Below are 21,239 nucleotides of genomic sequence, written 5' to 3'. Positions count from 1 at the left end.
TATCATGTAATACAAAATAGGAGGAAGTAATAATGGATAGATTTGTAGAGTTTATGGAAGAAAAGTTTGTTCCAGTAGCTTCTAAAATTGGAGCACAGCGCCATTTAATTGCCATTCGTGATGCCTTTATGGTGACGATGCCCCTGATGATTTTAGGTGCGTTAGCGGTAATGTTCAATAACTTGCCAATTGATGCTTTCCAGAATGCCATGAATACCGTTTTCGGTGGGGAAGCTTGGAAAGGGTTTGGAATCTCTGTCTGGAGTGGGACATTTGCGATTTTATCAGTTTTAATTGCCTTTTTAGTTGCTTATAATCTCGCACATGGTTATGGAAAAGATGGCTTAGCAGCAGGAGCAGTTTCGTTGGGAGCCTTCTTTGCACTAGGTGGCGCTCTAGGAATGTCAAGTAACGGCCTGTTTATCGCGATTATTGTTGCCTTAATCTCAACTGAAATATTTGTTCGCTTAATTGGGAATGATAAATTAGTCATCAAAATGCCCGATGGTGTGCCACCAGCTGTTGCTCGTTCATTTGCAGCGTTACTACCAGCTATGATTGTCATCAGTTTGTTTGGTTTAATTGCCGCAATTTTTGCCGCATTTGGTATTACTGATATTATTGGTTCATTTTACGCGGCTGTTCAAGAACCGTTTATGGGACTAGCAAATAGTTATCCATCGGCTCTACTAATCGCCTTTATTACACCATTCTTATGGTTCTTTGGATTACACGGTGCCAACATGATTGATCCGTTTTTACAAACGATTAATGCACCTGCAATCGAAGCAAACTTAGCAGCCGTTACAGCAGGAAAAGCGGCTCCTTACATTGTCAACAAACCATTTATTGATAGTTTTGTAAACTTAGGAGGAACAGGAGCGACCTTTGGACTAATTATCGCGATTTTCCTTGTGGGACGGAAACATAAAGCTTATAATGTTGTCAACAACTTAAGTATGGCACCAGGATTGTTCAATATTAATGAGCCAATGTTATTCGGTTTACCGATTGTATTAAACCCAATCATGTTTATCCCGTTTATTTTAGCACCAATGACGTTAGTCACGACGGCTTACTGGGCAACTAGATTAGGACTTGTCCCAGTTGCAACGGTAATGCCACCATGGGTAACACCACCGATTTTAGGCGGATTTTTAGCAACCCAAAGTTTCTCCGGAGCGATTTTGGCAGCTGTTAACTTGGTCATCTCTGTTGCGATTTATGCACCGTTTGTCCGCATTGGGGTTTTACAAGAACTTAAACGTGAACAAAGCCTTTAATAAATTCGAACAAAACTTTGGTGAACCTTACTAAAGTTTTGTTTTTTTTAATCAAAAACGAGGAGGAAATTTGGTGCAAAAAATAAAAAAAATGCAACAACAGGAGTATTCCCAGATGTTTGACCTGGCACAATATGCATTTCAATTTGAAAATAGTGCAGAGTATCAAAAACGATTTCACTACTTGGCAGAGCATTCGATTAATTATGGCTCCTTTGAAGGAGATGACTTAGCGAGTCAAGTGATGCTAACACCATTTGACGTAAACTTTTTCCAAAAAACACACAAAATGGGCGGCGTAGGCTTTGTTTCGTCCGATCCTTCTTTTCGTGGAGGAGGCCGTATTGATGCCATTATGAAAGAACTCTTAAAAGATTGTTATGAGCAAGGGATTTTATTTTCCTATTTAGCACCTTTTTCGTACCCATTCTATCGTCGTTATGGTTATGAGCTTTTATTTGAACGTTCTAGTTACCGTATTTCGCATCAAGACTGGCCTCGGGTGGCCTCACCAAAAGGAAAAGTCTTAAGGAAAGACTGGCAAGAAGCGAAAGCGTCGATTGCAAAAATTTATGCAGCGACGATGGCCCAGGAAGAAGGTTGCTTACTGCGTGAAACCTGGTGGTATGAGTATAAGTATCAAATGAAACCCGGGAATTATTTTGCACTTTATTACGATGAAGAAGCGCAAGTCCAAGGTTATTTGGTCTATCAGATGAAAGCAGGAGTCTTCACCATTGTCGAATGGGTATATCTAACGGAGGCTGCTTATCGAGGTTTGCATAAGTACATTGCATCGCACGCCGATTCTGTCCAAGAATTTTTTTATGAGCGCTCTGCTAATGGTCAAACGCCTTTTTTCTTAAACGAGCGTCCCATTAGTCAGCTATCTAGTCGACCAGATATGATGGTAAAAATAGTAGATATTGAAGCATTCTTGAAAGTCTATCCATTTGAGTATTTACAAACTTCTTTTGCTATAGAAATCGAAGAAGATTCTTATAGCCCTTGGAATACTGGGATTTTTGAAATTCACGTTCAATCAAATCGTGAGGTTGTTATCCAAAAAGTAGTCGAAACTAGCTTACCGTTGATGAAAACCTCCATTCAACGATTTACGCAATTATTTTTAGGGTACAAGTCGTTGGAGGAATTAGTCTTTTATCGCTTCTTAGTTCTTGAACCGGGGTTAGAAAACGCGATTTCGGCTATATTTCCTAAAAAACGTCCAATTTTAGAAGATTATTTTTAAATAATATTGCACTCTTTATTTATCCGCGTTAAGATGAATAAAGAGTTTTTTTGTCCCCTTAGTAAAATGGATATTACAAGACCCTCCTAAGGTTTAGTTGTAGGTTCGATTCCTACAGGGGACATTTTAATGGAGGAATCGATTCTTTTATGTAGGACCATTCGATAGAACTTGTGCGACATTTGTGTTAATGGCTTTATCGAGTCGTAAAAAACTCGCACTGGATCACACACTGATGACTCCATCTAATCCCGATGGATGATTGCAAGATGAAACCTTTGGAGAAACCTCCAAAACTTCAGAAATTATTTTTTCCCACTAATTTGTAATCGTTTTCCTTTCTAGAATGTCTGTCTTTTGGTACACTAAAGGTGTAAGAAGAAAAAATTGTAGGAGGAATTTGTTTATGGCGAAAAACAGCAAAGATTTATTACTACAACTCACATCGAACCAAGTAGAAGGACCTTTTGTTACCATTATGTTAAATACGCAGGTGGCATTCCAACAAGTGGAAAAAAGTCACTTGAAATTCAAGAATTTTGTCAAAGAAGCAAAACAACGCTACGAGAAACGGTATCCAAATCTCGATTGGTCTGTGATTCAAGAAAAAGCAGATAGTATTTTAAACGATCGTGATTTTTGGCGCAATGGCTCGAAAAGTCTAGCAATTATTTTAACACCTCATGAAACATTTGTGCATCCATTAAGCATTGAAGTGGATGATCAATATTACGTTGGGGACACACCTTATCTACTAGCGATTATCAAAAATGCGCAATTTAATTATTCCTATTATGTTTTAGCCTTGAATCGTGATTCAATGGCTTTGTATAAAATGGAGAATAAAAAGTTAGTAGAAGTGCCGTTACCTGCTGATGCGCCAACGACCCTGGAAATTGCTTTAGGGACAGAACGCGATGATAGCCGTGGTGTCTTGCATTACCGCTCTTCAAGTAACCTTGGTAACCACGCGGGACACGGGACCAATACAAAAGAAGAAGAACTTGAAATTGATTGGAGCAATTACTATCTTGCAATCGGTAAATATTTGAAGAATTTTATCGAAACAGAAGAAAAACTGCCGGTTTTCCTTTATGGCCTTCCGGAAAATCAAACATTATTTAGAAAAGTTGTTCGCTCGATTCACGTAGATCAGACTATTTCCGTTCCGTCTTCGCCAACACAACTATCCCTTCAAGAATTGGAAAAAAATCTAGAATCGATTCAAAAAGAGTTACAAGAAAAAGAAGTGTTAGCTTACCAAAGGTTAATGGATGGAAAATATGTGCATCATTTATCCGATATTAAACAAAGTGCAAAAACAGGGCGTATCGGTCAGCTGTTTATTGCAACATCCAATTTAACGGATGGCTTTGGAGATGATCCAGACACAGAGTATGATTGGCGCCAAGAGTTAAACTCCTTATCGATCGATACCTTAATAAATGGCGGCGATGTCTATGTACTAGAACAGAAAAATGCTCCTGGACAAAAAGGATTAATTGCAAGCCTCCGCTATTAAGAAAACGTATTAAAAAGAATCGAATTTTAAAAAAAGTTAAGAAAAGTCTGTTTTTTTTGGATTTGTGTGTTATACTAAGTATGTAGTTTTTGGTAATGGTAAATGTTGGTAGCTTGTTTCAACTTAAGAACATCTCCCAAATTTTCACCTTAACAACGAATTGCAAAATATGTGTGTGAGACACAAGGAGGATTTTTAATTATGGAAACAGGTACAGTAAAATGGTTTAACTCAGATAAAGGTTTTGGATTTATCACTGCAGAAGACGGTAAAGATGTATTCGTACATTTCTCAGCTATCCAAGGCGAAGGTTTCAAAACTTTAGAAGAAGGTCAAGCAGTGACTTTCGATGTTGAAGATGGACAACGTGGCCCTCAAGCAACTAACGTTAACAAAGCTTAATTTAAACTAAAATTAGTAAAAGACGAAGCCTCGGCTTCGTCTTTTTTGTTTTTTATCCATAAAGAAGGTCTCGTATCAGATGAAAATATAGTATAATATCAAAAGAACAAGAGAAGGAGGGGATATTTCGATGACGACAACTTATGCGATTGTTGACATTGAAACAACCGGTACCGATCCAAAAGTCGATCGGATGATTCAATTTGGTTGTGTTTTGGTTGAAAATCAAAAGATTGTCGGACGTTTTTCAACGGATATTAATCCAAGTCAAATGATTTCTCGTCAAATTCAAAGTTTGACTCAAATCTCCAATCGCCAAGTACAAAAAGCTCCTTATTTTGAAGACATTGCCCAAACCATTTATAACCTGTTGCAGGATACGGTTTTTGTGGCTCATAATATTCATTTTGATTATCATTTTTTAAACCATGAGTTGGTTCGTTGTGGGATGCCTCGCTTAACAATTGCCGGGATTGATACGGTGGAGTTGGCCCAAATCTTTTTGCCGACCGAATCAAGTTATCGCTTAAATGACTTAGCTGAAAGTTTGGGTATCATACATGAAAATCCTCATCAAGCAGCCAGTGATGCGGAAGTAACGGCTGATTTATTTTTAAGAATTGAAGAACTAGCGAAGGCCTTACCCCTTGTGACGATTGAAAAAATCGCAACATTGAGTTCGGTCACGAGTCATCAAACGAGTGATTATATTAAACAATTAGCCCTTGAAATGAAGCAAAATCCAACAGAATTAGCAACCGACTTAATGGTAGTGAACCAAATTGCCTTAAAAAAGAAAGAAGTTACTCTTTTTGAACAACCGCTTTATGAAATCACGTATCCAAAAACCAAAAAACAAAAGCAAAGACTATTTCAGGAACGGTTAAGTTATCGGCCACAACAAGGTAAGCTGATGAATTTAATTCATAAACACGTAACGAACGTAGATGAAAAAGACTTATTAATTGAAGCCTCGACTGGTATGGGGAAAACGATGGGCTATTTGTTACCCCTTAGTTATTTGGCAACGCCTGAAAAACCAGTCGTCATTAGCACAGCTTCCATTTTGCTTCAACAACAATTGATTGAGGAAGATATTCCTAAATTAAATCAACTGCTCGATTATAAAATTCAAGCAACCGTCATCAAAGGAAAAGGAAACTACATCGATTTACAACGTTTTAAAGCAACTTTAGATGCGCCAATTGTCCAAAAACAATATGGTCTCTATCAAATGCGCCTGTTAGTCTGGCTCACGCAGACAGAAACCGGTGATTTTGGTGAGTTAAACTTAACGAGTCTCAATCATTTACTCTTTGAAGAAATTAAACATCGTGGTGTCGACTATCTATCTAAAAAACAAGCTTTCTACCAAGAAGATTTTTTAGTTCATCTTAATCAAAAAATGACTCAAAGTAATTTTTTAATTGTCAATCATGCTTTTTTAGCACAAGAAACAAGAAGAGAAACACCTTATCTTCCGAATAGTCAGATCTTAATGATTGATGAAGCGCATCATTTACCAGAAGTGATGGAACAAGTGACGAATCAGTTTTTTGATACAGAGGTCTTTCAACGACAATTACGGCATCTTGGAGAAGATGGACAGTTATTTGATACGTTGCGAGCGATGCTGAGTCAAGAAGCCGAAATCCTTCAGCTATTTGAGTTGTATCAAACGATTTTGTCCGAAATTAGTGAGATTCAAGAAGAAATTTTTGCCGAATGGTTATTACCTTTTCAAGTGAAAGAGGAACTGTTTGTGACACGAGATGATTTGAACTTATCAAATCAAGGAAAGAAAAATCTAAAAAAATTATACCTTTATTATGAAGAGAGTCTCTTGTTACAACAGCAAATTGCAGCAGCTTGCTTCCGACACAACGAACAGTGGCTCGCCCGCGAAAAAATCGTCTATGGTAAAGCACTGATTTTCTTTGAGGAGCTCAGCGCGCAAGCCTCTTTTGTGAAACAGTGGTTTACATCCTGGGAACCAAGATATGTGCATAAATTGTATATTTACGGCAGTCAAAATACGGTGCGTATGCAATTAATTGATTTAGAAGCAGCAATTTTACCGAATACGGCCTGGTATCCTCGCTATGAAAAAATTCTATACGTTGGTGGGACACTAAAAGTGGCAACATTCACGAATTATTTTGCCCAAAGATTAGGAATCCCTGATGCAAAATTAAAAGTGATTCCACCGCCCTATCATTATGATGAACAAGTCCGGTTATTTGTTTTAAACGAACAAGTAGCGATTAAAGAGCTGTCAATTTATGAGTATGTCGATTTTATCGTTCGCACACTCTCACCGATTTTAGAACAGCAAAAAGAATCAACGCTCGTTTTATTTACATCGCATGATATTTTACAAAAAGTGTATTATCGAATGCAAATGTCCTTTTTAGAAAATGGTCGTGAAATTATTGCCCAAGGAATTGGCGGGAGTCGTGAAAAACTCTTAAAACGTTTCCGGCATCGTAAAGGAGCGGTATTATTTGGTGCAGATAGTTTTTGGCAAGGCGTTGATTTACCGGGCGATACGTTACAGTTACTGATTGTGACACGCTTGCCGTTTGATCACCCGCAACGACCGATGATTGAAGCAAAATCGCGCTATCTTGATGAACAAGGAGACAACTATTTTAAAAAAGAAGCCTTACCAAAAGCATCATTAAAATTGCGTCAAGGTTTGGGGCGTTTGATTCGTTCGGAAGAAGATCGCGGCGTGATGGTTGTACTCGATTCTCGGTTAATCCATTCTTCGTATGGTCAAAAACTGCAACAATCATTACCAAAAGATTTAGCGATTCATGAAAGAAGTGTGGCCGAGATGTTACCTGAGATCGCTCAATTCTTCAAAAGAGATTATCCAAAAGAAGAAATAGAAGCCGATTCTCCTCAACATTCTGTTATAATAGAGCCAAGTAAAGGAGTGAAATCGGGTGAATAAAGCCGAAAAAAAAGAGCGTAAAAAAATCCTGATTTTATTCAGTTTGATTGTCGCCTTACTGTTAATCATTTTATTTTCAGCAATTTTTTATATTCGTGCCTCTCGTCCGATGCGTCAAGCGAAAGAAGAGGCTATCCAACTAGCAAAAGAGCATGTCGATATCCAGCGAGTCGATCAATTTTATTGGTTTACACGGGAGGAAACCTATTTTAGTTTAGTGGGCGAAACAGAAGCCGGGAAAAATGTTGTCGTGATTATTCCGAAAACGGGCGAGAAATTATTGATTTTTGATGAAAAAGATGGATTGACACAAGAACAAGCAAGAGCCGTTGTGCAAGAGTTGGCTCCGCAAGAAAGAATCAAAAAAACAACACTAGGTATGTTTAATGATCAAGTTGTTTGGGAAGTAATGACTAAAGGAAATGACGAGCTGCATTATTATTTGATTGATTTTAAAGACGGATCGCTCGTTCACCGTCTTCCCTCGCAAGAGTAAGGAAATGTTTGAAAACGAAAGGATTGATGAATGAAAATGGAGTTATCAAAACGTGCTAAACAATTAAAACCGTCCGTGACGCTGGCTGCTTCAGCTAAAGCCAAGGAGTTAAAGGCTCAAGGTCTTGATATTTTAAGTGTCACTTTAGGAGAACCAGATTTTCCCACACCAGAGAATATTCAACAGGCTGCCATTGCGGCGATTCAATCAGGAAAAGCAAGTTTTTATACACCAACGGCAGGGATTCCTGAACTTCGTCAGGCGGTTGTAAGTTATATCGAACGTTACTATGGCCTAACCTACTCACCTAAAGAAACATTGATTACCGATGGTGCGAAATTTGCCCTATATGCATTATTCCAAGTCATTTTAGATGCACAAGATGAAGTCTTAATTCCAGTTCCTTATTGGGTTAGCTACGCAGATCAAGTCCAATTAGCAGAAGGCGTCCCAGTCTTTGTTCAAGGCAAAGAAGAAAATCAATTTAAAGTGACGGTTGAGCAATTAACGGCATGTTTAACAGAGAAGACTAAAGCACTTGTCTTAAATACGCCATCTAATCCAACGGGAATGATTTACACGAAAGAGGAGCTTCAAGCAATTGGTGAATGGGCTGTTGAACACAATATTTTAATCATTGCCGATGACATTTACGGTCGATTAGTTTATGGAGATGCGACGTTTACACCCATCGCGACGATTTCAGAAGCGATTCGTCGCCAAACAATGATCATTAACGGTGTTTCAAAAACCTATTCGATGACCGGATGGCGCATTGGATTTGCGGTAGGGGATCAAAAAATTATTGAAGCAATGACCAATATTGCTTCGCAAGCGACAAGTAATCCCACTGCCGTTAGTCAATATGCTGCTGTAGAAGCACTGACGGGTCCACAAGACTCTGTAGAAGCAATGCGCAAGGCCTTTGAAGAACGGTTAAACCGTTTGTATCCTTTAGTATTAGAAATCCCTGGCGTCAAGTGTGCGAAGCCTCAAGGAGCTTTTTATTTATTTCCAAATGTTAAAGAGACGATGGCAATCTGTGGCTATGATGATGTGACAATTTTTACCGATGACTTACTAAAAGAAGCGCACGTGGCATTGGTCACAGGTGCAGGTTTTGGCGCACCTGAAAATATTCGGATTAGTTATGCGAGTGATTGGGAAACATTGGAACAAACCGTCCAAAGAATCAAAGCTTTTGTTGAAAAAAAACGTCAAAAGTAATACAATCTTGAAGAATCTTTAAATATAGAATGGAGAGACATCAGTGGAACAAATTCAAATTATTGATGCCAAAAAACATATTGGCGAAATCGTTCAAATTGGCGCCTGGGTTGCAAACAAGCGTTCAAGTGGTAAAATTGCGTTCTTACAACTACGTGATGGAACAGCATACTTCCAAGGAATCGTTGTTAAAAATGAAGTAGGAGAAGAGATTTTCCAAATCGCAAAAAACCTTCATCAAGAAACTTCTGTCATGATTACGGGTGAAATTCGAGAAGACAGTCGTTCGAAATTTGGGTATGAAATTGGCATTCAAGGGATTGAAGTCATTGGGGAAAGCCATGATTATCCCATTACTCCTAAAGAACATGGAACGGAATTTTTAATGGATCACCGTCATTTATGGTTGCGTTCGTCTAGACAACATGCCATTATGCAAATCCGTAATGAAATCATCCGTGCAACGTATCAATTCTTTAACGAACGTCACTTTGTTAAAATTGATCCACCGATTTTGACAGGCTCTGCGCCAGAAGGTACGACTGATTTGTTTGAGACGGATTATTTCGGCGATAAAGCCTATTTATCCCAATCAGGTCAATTATATTTAGAAGCAGCAGCGATGGCATTTGGGAAAGTCTTTTCATTTGGACCAACATTCCGTGCTGAAAAATCTAAAACACGTCGTCATTTAATTGAATTTTGGATGATGGAACCTGAAATGGCTTTTACAACACAAGAAGAAAGTTTAGTTGTTCAAGAAGAATACGTCGCTTATTTAGTTCAAAGTGTCTTAGATAACTGCGATTACGCGTTAGACGTATTAGGCCGTGATCGTGCTGTCTTAGAAAAATACACGCAATTACCTTATCCACGGATTTCTTACGATGATGCAGTAACGTTATTAAACGAAAATGGCTTTGACGATGTAACATGGGGAGATGACTTTGGTTCACCACATGAAACCTTCATTGCGAATTCATTTGAGCAACCAGTCTTTATCTTGAATTATCCAAAAGCAATCAAACCATTCTATATGAAACCACATCCAACGCGTGAAGACGTCGTTATTTGTGCAGATATGATTGCACCTGAAGGATACGGCGAGATTATCGGCGGTTCTGAACGCGCAACCGATTATGAATTTGTGTTAGAACGTATTCGTGAATTTGGTCTAAATGAAGAGGAATATTCTTGGTATTTAGATTTACGTAAATATGGAACTGTTCCACATTCAGGTTTTGGCTTAGGATTAGAACGAGCAGTTACTTGGCTCTCTGGAATTGAACATGTGCGTGAAGCAAGTCCATTCCCACGTTTGATTAACCGTATTTATCCTTAATAGAGAATGCAAAAGATCAAGTAAAGAATCGTTTACTTGGTCTTTTTCTTATTCTTAATAAGAATAGTCATGAATTTTAGTTTTAGAAGCATAAAAATTTGTGAAAATCCTTGATCTACTTGTAACTTCTTCAATTAAGTGTTATTAATTAAGTAGTAAATAATTCACTTAGGAGGCGTTACGATGTTAGAGGATTTAGTCATCGGTAAAAAGTATGAAGTGAAAACAAAGGATTTTCAACGACCATTTGTGGGGGAAATCAAAGAAATTTTTGAAGATTACGTTTTAGTAGAAGTCGAGCATTGTGAATTGATTGATCAAGAGAAATTTAAAGACAAAGCCATCGTCAAAGCGCAACAATATGACATTAAAGGTCCAGTGGATGAGAAATACTTTTTTAGTTAAAAGGAAATAGCGGAGTAATTCGATCGTTTTGTAACCAAAACGTTAAATTACTCCGCTATTTTTATGGAGAAAATGGCATAAGATTTATGATTAATAGCTATCTATTCTAGTATTTGATTGAAACATACAATAAGTATTGTTTTATATTAATATTTGATGACAGAATACAATTATTTTTTGTTTATGTTATAGTTTTATTTAGAGATTGATACAGGAGTCGTGATGATATGTTAACATTAATTTTTATTTTATTGGTGGATTATATAATTAACTTAGCCATTTGAAATAAAAAAAAACGCCACGTGAATTCCATGTTATATTGAAGTTACCACTAACTAACAATAGACAAGGATGATTTCACATGACGCAAACCTATAGTAACACAAATTTACGCAAGGGAAAACATCTCTCCTACTCAGAACGTTGTCAAATTGCCATTTTGAAAAAAGAAAGCTACTCCAACCGTCAGATCGCCAAAGTCCTAGGGCGTGTTCCACAAACAATAAATAATGAGATTAGTCGCGGGACCATCACCCAACTAAAACGCCAAATACAAAATGGAAAAGTCTATGAGACTTACTATTCTGTTTATGATGCTGACGCAGGACAAGCCTTCTATGAAAAGCAACGACTGAATTGTGGTAGACGCCCCAAATGGGCTAAAACAGATGCTTTCATTGACTGGGCAGATGACAAAATGTTAAATGAAAAATGGTCACCGGACATCGTAGTCGGATTTGCCAGAAAACATAAGCTATTCGATTTTCCCATCATTCCTGGTACAACCACACTCTATCAATGGATTGACCGGGGCATCATGAAAACAAAGAATATTGATTTGCTCGAAAAACTGTCGCGTAAAATCAAAACGGTTCGTTCTAGCTATCGTTCTAACAAGCGTATTCTCGGAAAATCAATTGAAGAACGCCCTAAAGAAATTGAAACCCGAGAAACTTTCGGACACTGGGAAATCGATACAGTCATAGGAAACAAAACCAAATCGGATGCCGTATTACTGACACTAGCAGAACGGCAGACACGCTTTGAAGTCATACTGAAATTGGCTGGGAAAGATGCTCAATCGGTGGATCAAGCAATACACAGCCTGAAGGAGAGGGCTGGTGATGCCTTTGACCAGCTATTTAAAACCGTCACCTCAGATAATGGCTCAGAGTTTGCCGGGTTACACGAAGTCTTGCAGAATGTGGCAGATGTTTATTTCAGTCACCCCTATGCTTCTTGGGAACGCGGGACGAGTGAAAACCAACACAAGTTGATCCGCCGTTTTATCCCGAAGGGTAGCCCAATTAGTGAGGTGAGCGAGAAACATATTTTGCGAATCCAACGTTGGATGAACGGTTATCCTCGGAAAATTTTGGGATACGCGACACCATATGATATGTTCGCCCATGCATTCAAACAAGAGCGATTAGCGGATTTACCCGTGAACCCTTGACAACGAGCCTTCCTCGGCATGGCTTGTTGTCTGGGAGCTGACCTGAGGCCATCCCATCGGCAGATTACCATACCTCAGCTCATTATCAAGGATTCACTACCTTTCATAACAATCGATCAATAGTGGTACAGAATTTTTTAGTCACCAAGGGTGGCTAATTTAAACTTGAAATTTACAATCCTTAAAATCGTAAGATACCCTTAAATTTTTTATAAGATAGACACGCGACTCAACCTAGATTATTATGAGTAGCGGGAATTAATGTTTCAAAGTCAGATTGTTTTTTGATTATTTAACTGTTTTAGTGTAAAATTTCAACGAGAATGAATAGAAATAAGGTGAATCATAGATGACACATGAAAAAGATGTAAAAGTAAAATTAACAATGGTGACAAAGCAATATGATTTATATAAGCGAAAATCAGATAAGGTAAAAGCCTTATTCAAATTTTCTCAAAAAAATGTTCCACATTTTTGGGGATTAAAAGGGGTGGACTTAGAAGTTTATGCGGGTGAGGCCATTGGTTTAATTGGAATTAATGGATCTGGTAAATCGACATTATCCAATATATTGGCTGGAATAATACCACATACCACTGGCGAAATGTATATTAATGGGGAAACTTCTATTATTGCAATTAATGCAGGTTTGAAACCCCAACTAACAGGAATTGAAAATATCCGCTTAAAGTGCTTGATGAACGGTTTTACTCATGAACAAATTGATAATGTATTAGATGACATTATTTCTTTTGCTGACATTGGCGAGTTTATCAATCAACCTGTTAAAAATTACTCGAGCGGAATGCGTTCTAGATTAGGATTTTCAATCGCTATTCATCATAACCCGGATGTATTAATCATTGACGAGGCATTGTCAGTTGGAGATGATACTTTTTATCAAAAGTGTGTAGATCGCATAATGGAATTTAAGGAACAAGGCAAAACAATTTTCTTTGTTTCTCATTCGCTGCCTCAAATTGAAAAGTTGTGTGACAAGGTCGTGTGGATGCACTATGGCGATTTAAGAGAATACGGTACTACAGCAGAAGTTGTCGAAAACTATCGTAAGTTTATTGCATGGTTTCGAAGTATTTCTCCTGAGCGTAAAAAAGAGTATCAAGATGAGTTTAAAGCACGACAAATCGAGTACGATTTAGATGAAATCGAAAAAAGAATCATTTCTAAAGGTTATGATAAAAGAGTATTAAATGGCCCGTCGATTGGTAAAATGTCATTTTTCACGAAAATATTTATCGGAGTGATTATAGCATCATTACTGTTTTTTGGGACTTTACACATTTCGAACCGTTCCTTTAGATCAATCATTAGTACTCCAAAGATAGAACAAGTTCACCCTGATTTTTTTATGGGCGAATATAAAGAGGTTGATTGCTATTTTTAAGCAAACATATATGTTTTTGATTTCAATATACTCCAAATTCTTATCTTTTGCTAAAACAAAAAAGCGTGTGATTTATTTGTTAAGTTTTCCTGATAATAATCATGGCTTTATAGAACAATTGAATCAACAACAAACAGTCATTGTTTTCTATAATAAAAAATGTCATTCAGAGGCATTACGTTTACGAGAAAAAGGGATTAAAATCTATCCACTTGATTCTCTCTTTTACTTTATTAGTTACACTATCCCAGTTATTACTAATAGTAGAGTAGTGATTTGTGATAATTATTTCCCTTTTTTAGGTGCAATTAAGAAGAAAAATCAAGTTTTTATTCAAATCTGGCATGCGGTGGGTGCCGTAAAACGTTTTGGATTAGAAGAACATAAAATATCTAGTTGCACTAAGGCAGACTTAAAAAGATATAAAAATGTTTACCGTTCTTTTGATAAGTATATTGTGAGTTCGCATAAAATGAGTCAAGTTTTTCAAAGAAGTTATTTAGCTCAAGAGAGACAAATGCTTTATTTTGGGTTGCCACGAACAGATTTTCTTTTTCAACAAATAAAAGTTGAAAGTGACTTTGATAAGCGAAAAGTAATTTTGTACGCACCCACTTATCGAGATAATCAAGTAGCACTTCCACCATTAGACATTAAACAATTGGAAGAAAAGCTTGGTGATCAATATCGATTAATAGTTAAACTACATCCTCATATTCAGTTTTTAATTGGGACGCAAGAGGACACGTCATTTGTCCGATGGTGTCGAAAAGATGAGTCTTTGAATAATCTGATTTTGGAAGCAGATATTTTAATTTCGGATTATTCTTCTGTACTTTTTGATTTTAGTTTGGTTAATCCTAATTCACCAATAATATTATTCTGGTATGATCGTGATTTATATGAAAAAAAAATTGGCATACAAGAAGATTTTTTAAAGATTGACTCACTGCCAGTGGTGAATTCTACAACAGAAATAATCACCTTATTGACATCAGATACTCTTACGTCCACAAATTTGTTTAATAAGGAATGGAACACTTATAATGACGGTCAGGCAACAATTCGGTTGTTGGCATATGTAAGAGATATCGTGGGAGGAAATAAATGGTAAAGTCAGAGAAAATTTTAGGCTTTTCAATAGAAAACTGGCAATTAAAGGAACTTATTGAAGAGGTTCCCAAATATTTTAAGATGAATAAGAAAATGTTGTTAACAAGTCTAAATCCGCAAATTCTGTTAATAGCTTTGAAAGATGAACAAGTTGGAAAGTATCTACACCAATCGACTCATAGGTTTCCAGATGGCATTGGAGTAGTTAAAGTGTCTAAGTGGACTAATGGAAATATTCAAGAACGTGTGGCAGGAATCGAAGTAATGATGGAATTAATTCGATTTGCGGAAAAAAATAGTAAATCTATTTTTTTATACGGTGCAAGTCCTAACGTTGTCGAGAAAGCTGTATTAAATTTAAAAAGACAATATCCTGAACTCAAAGTGGCCGGCTATATTGACGGCTATACTACAAAATCAGATAAGGAAATAATAAGAAATATTAATGATAGTCAGGCGGATATTATCTTTGTTGCATTAGGTTCACCCAAACAAGAGAAATGGTTGTTAAAGTACTATTCTCAATTAGATAGTACAGTTTTTCAAAATGTAGGTGGTAGTTTTGATGTAATAAGTGGTGAAGTAAATCGAGCTCCTGCGTGGATAATTGAACACAATCTAGAGTGGCTATATCGCTCCCTATCGAATCCAAAACGTATTTATCGAATTTTACAATTACCGGTATTTGTTGTTAAGTCACTCTATTGGAATTATAGATATGGGAATGAATAAAGGAGAATGTTGTAGTGAATGATGTTAAAACTGTTCTAATTGAACAAATTAAAAATTTTGGAACAATTAGTCGAATTTCTAAGTACGAAGAACGTGCTACATATCAAAGTCATTACTTAGGATTAGTATGGCAATTTTTAAATCCAGCAATTCAGGTTGGTATTTATTATATCGTTTTTGGTATTGGCGTTAATCGAGGACGATTGATGGAAGGGACTCCTTACATTATATGGATGTTAATAGGGATTATTGCATGGTTTTTCATTAATAATTCATTACTGGGTGGATCAAATAGTATTTACTCTAAAGTGGGTATGGTTTCCAAGATGAAATTTCCAGTTAGTATATTACCTACAGTAAATATGTTTAGTAACTTTGTCAGCTATCGCGCCATGATGGGCGTCTTACTGATTTCAATGTTTGTATTTAATGTTAATCCTAGTATTTATTGGCTACAGTATTTTTATTATTTTATTTGTATGATCGCTTTTCTATTTTCTTTTGGAATTTTGAATTCAACTATTACGGTTCTTGTGCGTGATTATCATATCATGTTGCAGTCTGTATTGAGACTATTATTTTATTTATCGGGAGCAATTTGGAATTTCCAAACATTAATTCAAGGTGAAAGTAATCGGTGGGTTGTGAGAGTGCTAGAATTAAATCCGATATATTATATTATTGATGGATTTAGAGATTCTTTTTTATCTAAAAGTTGGTTTTGGGAAAAAGGCAGTCAAACGATGTTTTTTTGGTTAGTTATTTTACTTGTAATGATTGTCGGCTCACATCTTCATATGAAATTTAGAGCACGATTTATTGATTTTATTTAACCAATTGAGGAGGTAATAAATATGATTTATGCACAGATATTAGCAGCCGGTAAAGGTACGAGAATGGGTAATGTAAATATGCCTAAACAGTTTTTATCTATTAAAAACAAACCAATTTTGATACATACAATTGAAAAATTTATACTAATAGAAGATTTTCATAAAATTATCATTTCTTGTCCTGAACTTTGGATTGAGCATACACGCGATATTATTGAAAAATATGTAGATGATGATCGAATTGAAATTGTAGCTGGTGGGAAAGAACGTAACGATACATTAATAAATAGTATTCATTTCATTGAAGAAAATTATGGACTCAATGATGATGATGTTATTATTTCTCATGACGCGGTCCGTCCATTTGTTACAAGAAGAATTATTAAAGAGAATATCGAAAAGTTAAAAAAATATCGTGCTGTAGATACTGTTATTCCTGCTTTCGACACTATTGTTCGAGGAATGAATGGAGAACTATTAGAGATACCTGTCAGAGAAGAAATGTATCAAGGACAAACACCTCAATCATTTAACATTAAAACATTCGTCGAGAGTTATGAAAAATTATCTGAGGAGGAAAAGAGCCTTTTAAGTGACTCATGTAAAATTATTTTATTAGCAGGTGAAAAGGTCGCAATGGTTCAAGGAGAAAGCTATAATATAAAAATTACTACACCATATGATTTGAAAGTAGCTAATACAATTGTAGAGGAGCGAATATAGATGTTAAACCAAGTATATCGCTTAGTTTCTCCCCGTCAATTCGAATCAATTACAGTAAATGAAGAGTTAAACGCAGACACAATAATTGTTAGACCCCTGTATTTATCGATTTGTCATGCAGATCAAAGATATTTTACGGGGAGGCGTGACAAACAAGTTTTAGCTGAAAAATTACCAATGGCCCTTATTCATGAAGGTATTGGAGAAGTTATTTTTGATTCTCTTAATGAATTTAAAAAAGGACAAATTGTCGTAATGGTTCCAAACACACCTCATGAAAAAAATGAAATTGTTCATGAGAATTATTTGAAAAACTCACAATTTCGATCAAGCGGATATGATGGTTATATGCAAGAATATGTTTTTTTACGACGAGATCGAGCAGTTATTTTACCTCAAGATTTTGACCTTGAAATGTCTGCATTTATTGAATTAATTTCTGTTGCTTACCATACAATTAATCGTATGGAAGAAAAAATGAATAACGATCAAGAAATATTTGGCGTTTGGGGTGATGGGAATTTAGGTTATATCACATCTTTAATTCTGTCTTTTAAATATCCAGAGTCCAAGATTTATGTTTTTGGCAAGCATGAAGAAAAATTAGACTATTTTTCATTTGTCGATAAAGTTTTTCAGATAAACCAAATTCCAGAAAATCTGACAATTAGTCATGCTTTCGAGTGTACAGGAGGAATGGGGAGTCAAACTGCAATTAATCAAATTATTGACTATATTAGACCTGAAGGAACGATTGCACTAATGGGGGTTTCTGAATCACTAATTGAAATCAATACGAGAATGGTTTTAGAGCGTGGTTTGACAATGATTGGTAGTAGTCGTAGTGGTGTAGAAGATTTTCAACAAACAGTTGATTTTTTAGAAAAACACCAAGGTGCAAGAAATCGTTTGAAAAACCTTATAGGATCAGTCAAAACAATACATACTATTCAAGACATTATTGATTGTTTCGATGAAGATTTAACGACAAATTGGGGCAAGACTGTCATGAAATGGGAAATATAAAAAATGAAACTTTTATTATTAAAGAAAACAATTAATTTCTTGTATCACTTTTTTTCTTTTTTATTCCCTACAAATAAAAATAAAATTACTCTGTGTACTAATCGAAGTGATAGTTTGTCTGGAAATCTAAAAAATATTTATCAAGTGATGCAAAGTGATGAAGAGTTACAAATAAAAATAGTTTGTTTTAATTATCATCGTAGTCTGCGAGGTAAAATAAATTATTTTTGGTATTCTATCATTTCGTTATTTCATCTGGCTACATCTTCTGTTTTTATAATTGATGATTATTTTTTCCCTATATATTGTATTCATAATAAAAAAAAACAGAACCAAATTATTCAAGTGTGGCATGCAATTGGTCATCTAAAGAAATATGGTCTGAGTATTAAAAAAAATAAAGAGAGTATTATCAATCATCATTCAAATTATGATTGGGTATTAGCTAATGCAGAAAGTGATCGTTTTGCATTAGTTGATTCTTTTGCAATATCACCAGACAAGGTAATTATAACAGGTGCACCACGATTGGATGATTTAACAAAACTAGGATCTCCATCTATTAGTGATACTAAAATTAAATTACTTTATGCACCGACATATCGAACAGCTAAAAATGACGATCCCGCATACGAATATATTAACAATTTTCTAGCAGAATTTTCTAAACAATTTACCGATGAATCGATAAAACTATATGTTTCGTTACATCCTTATTTTAAATTGGATAAAATTATTGAGGTAAATAATTCTAAAATTGAAATTTTTCAAGATACATCTAGATCGAGTTCGTTATTGAGTAAAGTTGATTGTTTAATAACCGATTACTCTTCACTCCTTCTAGATTATTCTTTTTTTGAGAAAACGATAAAAATATACGCTCCTGATTATGAAGAATATACTAATAGTGTTGGTTTTTTTGTTGATTACCAAGAGTATCTCGGTTTACCTATATATAAAACAGCAACAGATTTAATTAATCGTCTATTTGAATTTCCAATCAAAGAAAAAGAATGTATTCAACGGTTAAAACAAGAAAATTTTCCTTTCTTGGATAGTAAAAATAGTGAACGTGCTTATTTGTTTGTAAAAAAAATCATGACAGAAAAATCAAAGTAGGTTTTAAGAAATGAAAGATAAAATGGTTTCCGTTATTATCCCGATGTATAATGTTGCAGATTATATTGAACAATGTTTAACTAGTATTCTTACACAGACTTATTCCAATATAGAGTTAATACTGATTGATGATGGTTCGACAGATGATACTTTAAATATTGCTGAAATTATCACTAAAGATTCAAATAATACAAAAATATATTCGATTATAAATCAAGGACCAGCTTATGCTCGTAATCTGGGTATAGAAGCTTCTAAAGGAGAATATATTATGTTTGTCGATAGTGATGATTACTTGTCAGAAGAAGCAATTGAAACATTATTAAAAATCATAACAGAAAATAATTGTTTACTTGCTCTTGGAAGAACGCTAAGAACAGATGGGTATAAAAACTGGTCCGTTCCCTCGCATCACAAGTATCAAGTAACGTCAGCGGATGGAGTAAAAAACATTGCTGAACATACGGAATTGTTTTATTCGATAGGTCCTGCTGCAAAGCTGTATCATCATTCCTTATTAGATAATAATTTTTTTGATTCTTCACTAAACTTTGCAGAAGATCAATTGTTTGTTTTAAAGACTTATTTAAGATCAAATAAAATTGCTGTTACTCATGAAGCTATTTACTTTTATCGAGTTAGAGGTAAAGAAAATCAATCATTAACGCAACTTTATCAAAAGAATTCAATCGAAAACTTGAAAAATATTTTAGCTATAATCAATGACGCATACAACATGATTACTATTGAAAGAAACTATACGGTAGAAGAAAAGAAAATAATGTATTTAGGTTACATAAATAGATTGACTGAAATAGAATTACGCGTGTTGTTTAAAGCAAACTACCGTGAAAGTGGCGATAAGCAAGCAACATTTTTTAATGTAGTATTAGAAAAAATATTGCTTGGGTCAGAGCCGTTTATTTTATTGTTCAGCGAGTCTGCTAATTTCAAAAAATATATTTTTTTCGAACTTCAATCATTTTATTTTTTAATTCGTAGACCAGCATTACCTGTGTATTATTTATTGATCGAAAATATTATCAAACTGCAAAACGATAGTAGTAAAAGTACGTTTTTAAATAAAATTCAAAGGATTCAAAAACATCGCATTCAAGAATTTTATTTAAAAATCTTTACATGTTGCAGTTATTTCATTAAGAGGTTAGGTAGGAGAATTAAATGACTTATCAAATTATTCAGCAATCAAAAAAGAGAGAACCAATTATTTCAATCATTACTCCCACGTATAATGTTGAAGATTTTATAGAAGAACAAGTTTCTTCATTAATGAGTCAAACATTGGAAGAAATCGAACTAATTTTAATTGATGATGGTTCAACTGATAGGACTTTGGATATTCTTAAAAAATTAGCGAAAGATAATCCAAAAATAACTTTAGTCACGCAATCAAACAGTGGTCCAGCAAAAGCAAGAAATACAGGGCTAGAGTTATTCAGAGGTGAATATGTTTACTTTGTAGATGCAGATGATATCGTGCCAGCGTATGCTTTGGAAGCCTTATATACAGCTTCAATACAAGAAGATGCGGATATTGTAATGGGAAGATCTTTAAGTTTTAATTCTACAAGTTCGTGGTATATTGCGGGACATTATAACGCGGGCTTATTTAAAGAAGGAGCAAGAAGCATAGAAACTAATCCTGAATTAGTCTATTCACTGGGGCCTGCAAGTAAACTATATCGCAAAAAGATTATCAGAGATTTAAGAATGCCCGAAACAATTAAAATAGGTGAGGATCAACCTTTCGTATTAGAAGCACTCTTGCGGAGTAATAAAATTTATACAATTGATCAAATAGTCTATAATTATCGCTCTAGAGAAACAATAGAAGCATCCTTGTCACAGATTGTAAAAGTAAACCCTTATGCTACTTTTACAGATGTCAGTCAGAGTCTTTTTATTGGATTACCTCTCTTTGAA

General features: G+C 35.3%; 19 protein-coding genes and 1 tRNA gene. All 20 read left to right on the top strand.

Going from position 1 to position 21,239, the window contains the following annotated elements; all coding sequences use genetic code 11:
• The first annotated feature begins 32 nt into the window (after positions 1 to 32).
• Positions 33 to 1,283, top strand: coding sequence for a PTS sugar transporter subunit IIC (locus tag IGI68_RS00100; protein ID WP_438729348.1), 1,251 nt, complete (start codon positions 33 to 35; stop codon positions 1,281 to 1,283).
• Positions 1,284 to 1,356: 73 nt separating this feature from the next.
• Positions 1,357 to 2,535, top strand: a complete 1,179-nt coding sequence (locus IGI68_RS00095; RefSeq protein WP_438729345.1) for a GNAT family N-acetyltransferase — start codon at positions 1,357 to 1,359, stop codon at positions 2,533 to 2,535.
• Between the two features lie 52 nt (positions 2,536 to 2,587).
• Positions 2,588 to 2,659: transfer RNA gene (locus tag IGI68_RS00090), tRNA-Arg, on the top strand.
• A 282-nt stretch (positions 2,660 to 2,941) separates the two neighbouring features.
• On the top strand, positions 2,942 to 4,057 hold the full coding sequence (locus IGI68_RS00085; RefSeq protein WP_438729342.1) for a baeRF6 domain-containing protein: 1,116 nt from the start codon (positions 2,942 to 2,944) through the stop codon (positions 4,055 to 4,057).
• A 201-nt stretch (positions 4,058 to 4,258) separates the two neighbouring features.
• Positions 4,259 to 4,459, top strand: a complete 201-nt coding sequence (locus tag IGI68_RS00080) for a cold-shock protein (protein WP_071874153.1) — start codon at positions 4,259 to 4,261, stop codon at positions 4,457 to 4,459.
• A gap of 130 nt (positions 4,460 to 4,589) precedes the next feature.
• Entirely contained in the window at positions 4,590 to 7,418 is a 2,829-nt protein-coding gene (locus IGI68_RS00075; protein WP_438729339.1) for a helicase C-terminal domain-containing protein, read from the top strand.
• Positions 7,411 to 7,914 (top strand): cell wall elongation regulator TseB-like domain-containing protein, encoded by a 504-nt coding sequence (locus tag IGI68_RS00070; protein WP_071874151.1) that lies wholly within the window; start codon positions 7,411 to 7,413, stop codon positions 7,912 to 7,914. The genes IGI68_RS00075 and IGI68_RS00070 overlap by 8 nt, the downstream gene beginning before the upstream one ends.
• 36 nt (positions 7,915 to 7,950) lie before the next feature.
• Positions 7,951 to 9,141 carry a pyridoxal phosphate-dependent aminotransferase gene (locus IGI68_RS00065; protein ID WP_438733160.1) on the top strand — a complete coding sequence of 397 codons (1,191 nt, stop codon included), beginning with the start codon at positions 7,951 to 7,953 and terminating at the stop codon, positions 9,139 to 9,141.
• Positions 9,142 to 9,184: 43 nt separating this feature from the next.
• The gene (asnS, locus tag IGI68_RS00060; RefSeq protein ID WP_438729336.1) at positions 9,185 to 10,483 is read left to right on the top strand and encodes an asparagine--tRNA ligase; all 1,299 of its coding nucleotides are present in this window, start codon (positions 9,185 to 9,187) and stop codon (positions 10,481 to 10,483) included.
• A 183-nt stretch (positions 10,484 to 10,666) separates the two neighbouring features.
• Complete coding sequence (locus tag IGI68_RS00055; protein WP_071874149.1) at positions 10,667 to 10,888, top strand: hypothetical protein; 222 nt, start codon at positions 10,667 to 10,669, stop codon at positions 10,886 to 10,888.
• Positions 10,889 to 11,249: 361 nt separating this feature from the next.
• Positions 11,250 to 12,344 (top strand): IS30 family transposase, encoded by a 1,095-nt coding sequence (locus tag IGI68_RS00050; RefSeq protein ID WP_438729333.1) that lies wholly within the window; start codon positions 11,250 to 11,252, stop codon positions 12,342 to 12,344.
• Between the two features lie 349 nt (positions 12,345 to 12,693).
• Positions 12,694 to 13,749 (top strand): ABC transporter ATP-binding protein, encoded by a 1,056-nt coding sequence (locus IGI68_RS00045; RefSeq protein ID WP_071874147.1) that lies wholly within the window; start codon positions 12,694 to 12,696, stop codon positions 13,747 to 13,749.
• Positions 13,733 to 14,863: a CDP-glycerol glycerophosphotransferase family protein gene (locus IGI68_RS00040; RefSeq protein WP_438729329.1), complete on the top strand. Its 1,131-nt coding sequence runs from the start codon at positions 13,733 to 13,735 to the stop codon at positions 14,861 to 14,863. The genes IGI68_RS00045 and IGI68_RS00040 overlap by 17 nt, the downstream gene beginning before the upstream one ends.
• The gene (locus tag IGI68_RS00035; RefSeq protein WP_438729326.1) at positions 14,857 to 15,594 is read left to right on the top strand and encodes a WecB/TagA/CpsF family glycosyltransferase; all 738 of its coding nucleotides are present in this window, start codon (positions 14,857 to 14,859) and stop codon (positions 15,592 to 15,594) included. Before IGI68_RS00040 ends, IGI68_RS00035 begins: the two co-directional genes overlap by 7 nt.
• A gap of 14 nt (positions 15,595 to 15,608) precedes the next feature.
• The gene (locus IGI68_RS00030; RefSeq protein ID WP_071874144.1) at positions 15,609 to 16,427 is read left to right on the top strand and encodes an ABC transporter permease; all 819 of its coding nucleotides are present in this window, start codon (positions 15,609 to 15,611) and stop codon (positions 16,425 to 16,427) included.
• A 21-nt stretch (positions 16,428 to 16,448) separates the two neighbouring features.
• Positions 16,449 to 17,150 carry an IspD/TarI family cytidylyltransferase gene (locus IGI68_RS00025; protein ID WP_438729322.1) on the top strand — a complete coding sequence of 234 codons (702 nt, stop codon included), beginning with the start codon at positions 16,449 to 16,451 and terminating at the stop codon, positions 17,148 to 17,150.
• A complete protein-coding gene (locus tag IGI68_RS00020) occupies positions 17,151 to 18,176 on the top strand; it encodes a ribitol-5-phosphate dehydrogenase (protein ID WP_438729319.1) in 1,026 nt (341 codons plus the stop codon). It begins immediately after the preceding gene.
• A 3-nt stretch (positions 18,177 to 18,179) separates the two neighbouring features.
• Positions 18,180 to 19,295 (top strand): CDP-glycerol glycerophosphotransferase family protein, encoded by a 1,116-nt coding sequence (locus IGI68_RS00015; protein WP_438729316.1) that lies wholly within the window; start codon positions 18,180 to 18,182, stop codon positions 19,293 to 19,295.
• A 10-nt stretch (positions 19,296 to 19,305) separates the two neighbouring features.
• Positions 19,306 to 20,481 (top strand): glycosyltransferase family 2 protein, encoded by a 1,176-nt coding sequence (locus IGI68_RS00010; protein ID WP_438729313.1) that lies wholly within the window; start codon positions 19,306 to 19,308, stop codon positions 20,479 to 20,481.
• Positions 20,478 to 21,239: glycosyltransferase family 2 protein (locus IGI68_RS00005; protein WP_438729310.1), on the top strand; the 762-nt coding region annotated here is incomplete at its 3' end. The genes IGI68_RS00010 and IGI68_RS00005, both read left to right, overlap by 4 nt.

This window comes from Enterococcus sp. DIV1314a (genome assembly GCF_051713805.1).
Classification (GTDB): Bacteria; Bacillota; Bacilli; order Lactobacillales; family Enterococcaceae; genus Enterococcus_I; species Enterococcus_I aquimarinus.
The sequence above is the reverse complement of the archived record's forward strand: the minus strand, read 5'-3'. Positions and strand labels throughout refer to the sequence as shown.

Bases quoted from the DNA above. Each gene is read 5' to 3' on its own strand.
- IGI68_RS00100 (WP_438729348.1), top strand. From the start codon at position 33: ATGGATAGATTTGTAGAGTTTATGGAAGAAAAGTTTGTTCCAGTAGCT.
- IGI68_RS00085 (WP_438729342.1), top strand. From the start codon at position 2,942: ATGGCGAAAAACAGCAAAGATTTATTACTACAACTCACATCGAACCAA.
- IGI68_RS00080 (WP_071874153.1), top strand. From the start codon at position 4,259: ATGGAAACAGGTACAGTAAAATGGTTTAACTCAGATAAAGGTTTTGGA.
- IGI68_RS00075 (WP_438729339.1), top strand. From the start codon at position 4,590: ATGACGACAACTTATGCGATTGTTGACATTGAAACAACCGGTACCGAT.
- IGI68_RS00065 (WP_438733160.1), top strand. From the start codon at position 7,951: ATGGAGTTATCAAAACGTGCTAAACAATTAAAACCGTCCGTGACGCTG.
- IGI68_RS00055 (WP_071874149.1), top strand. From the start codon at position 10,667: ATGTTAGAGGATTTAGTCATCGGTAAAAAGTATGAAGTGAAAACAAAG.
- IGI68_RS00050 (WP_438729333.1), top strand. From the start codon at position 11,250: ATGACGCAAACCTATAGTAACACAAATTTACGCAAGGGAAAACATCTC.
- IGI68_RS00045 (WP_071874147.1), top strand. From the start codon at position 12,694: ATGACACATGAAAAAGATGTAAAAGTAAAATTAACAATGGTGACAAAG.
- IGI68_RS00035 (WP_438729326.1), top strand. From the start codon at position 14,857: ATGGTAAAGTCAGAGAAAATTTTAGGCTTTTCAATAGAAAACTGGCAA.
- IGI68_RS00025 (WP_438729322.1), top strand. From the start codon at position 16,449: ATGATTTATGCACAGATATTAGCAGCCGGTAAAGGTACGAGAATGGGT.
- IGI68_RS00020 (WP_438729319.1), top strand. From the start codon at position 17,151: ATGTTAAACCAAGTATATCGCTTAGTTTCTCCCCGTCAATTCGAATCA.
- IGI68_RS00015 (WP_438729316.1), top strand. From the start codon at position 18,180: ATGAAACTTTTATTATTAAAGAAAACAATTAATTTCTTGTATCACTTT.
- IGI68_RS00010 (WP_438729313.1), top strand. From the start codon at position 19,306: ATGAAAGATAAAATGGTTTCCGTTATTATCCCGATGTATAATGTTGCA.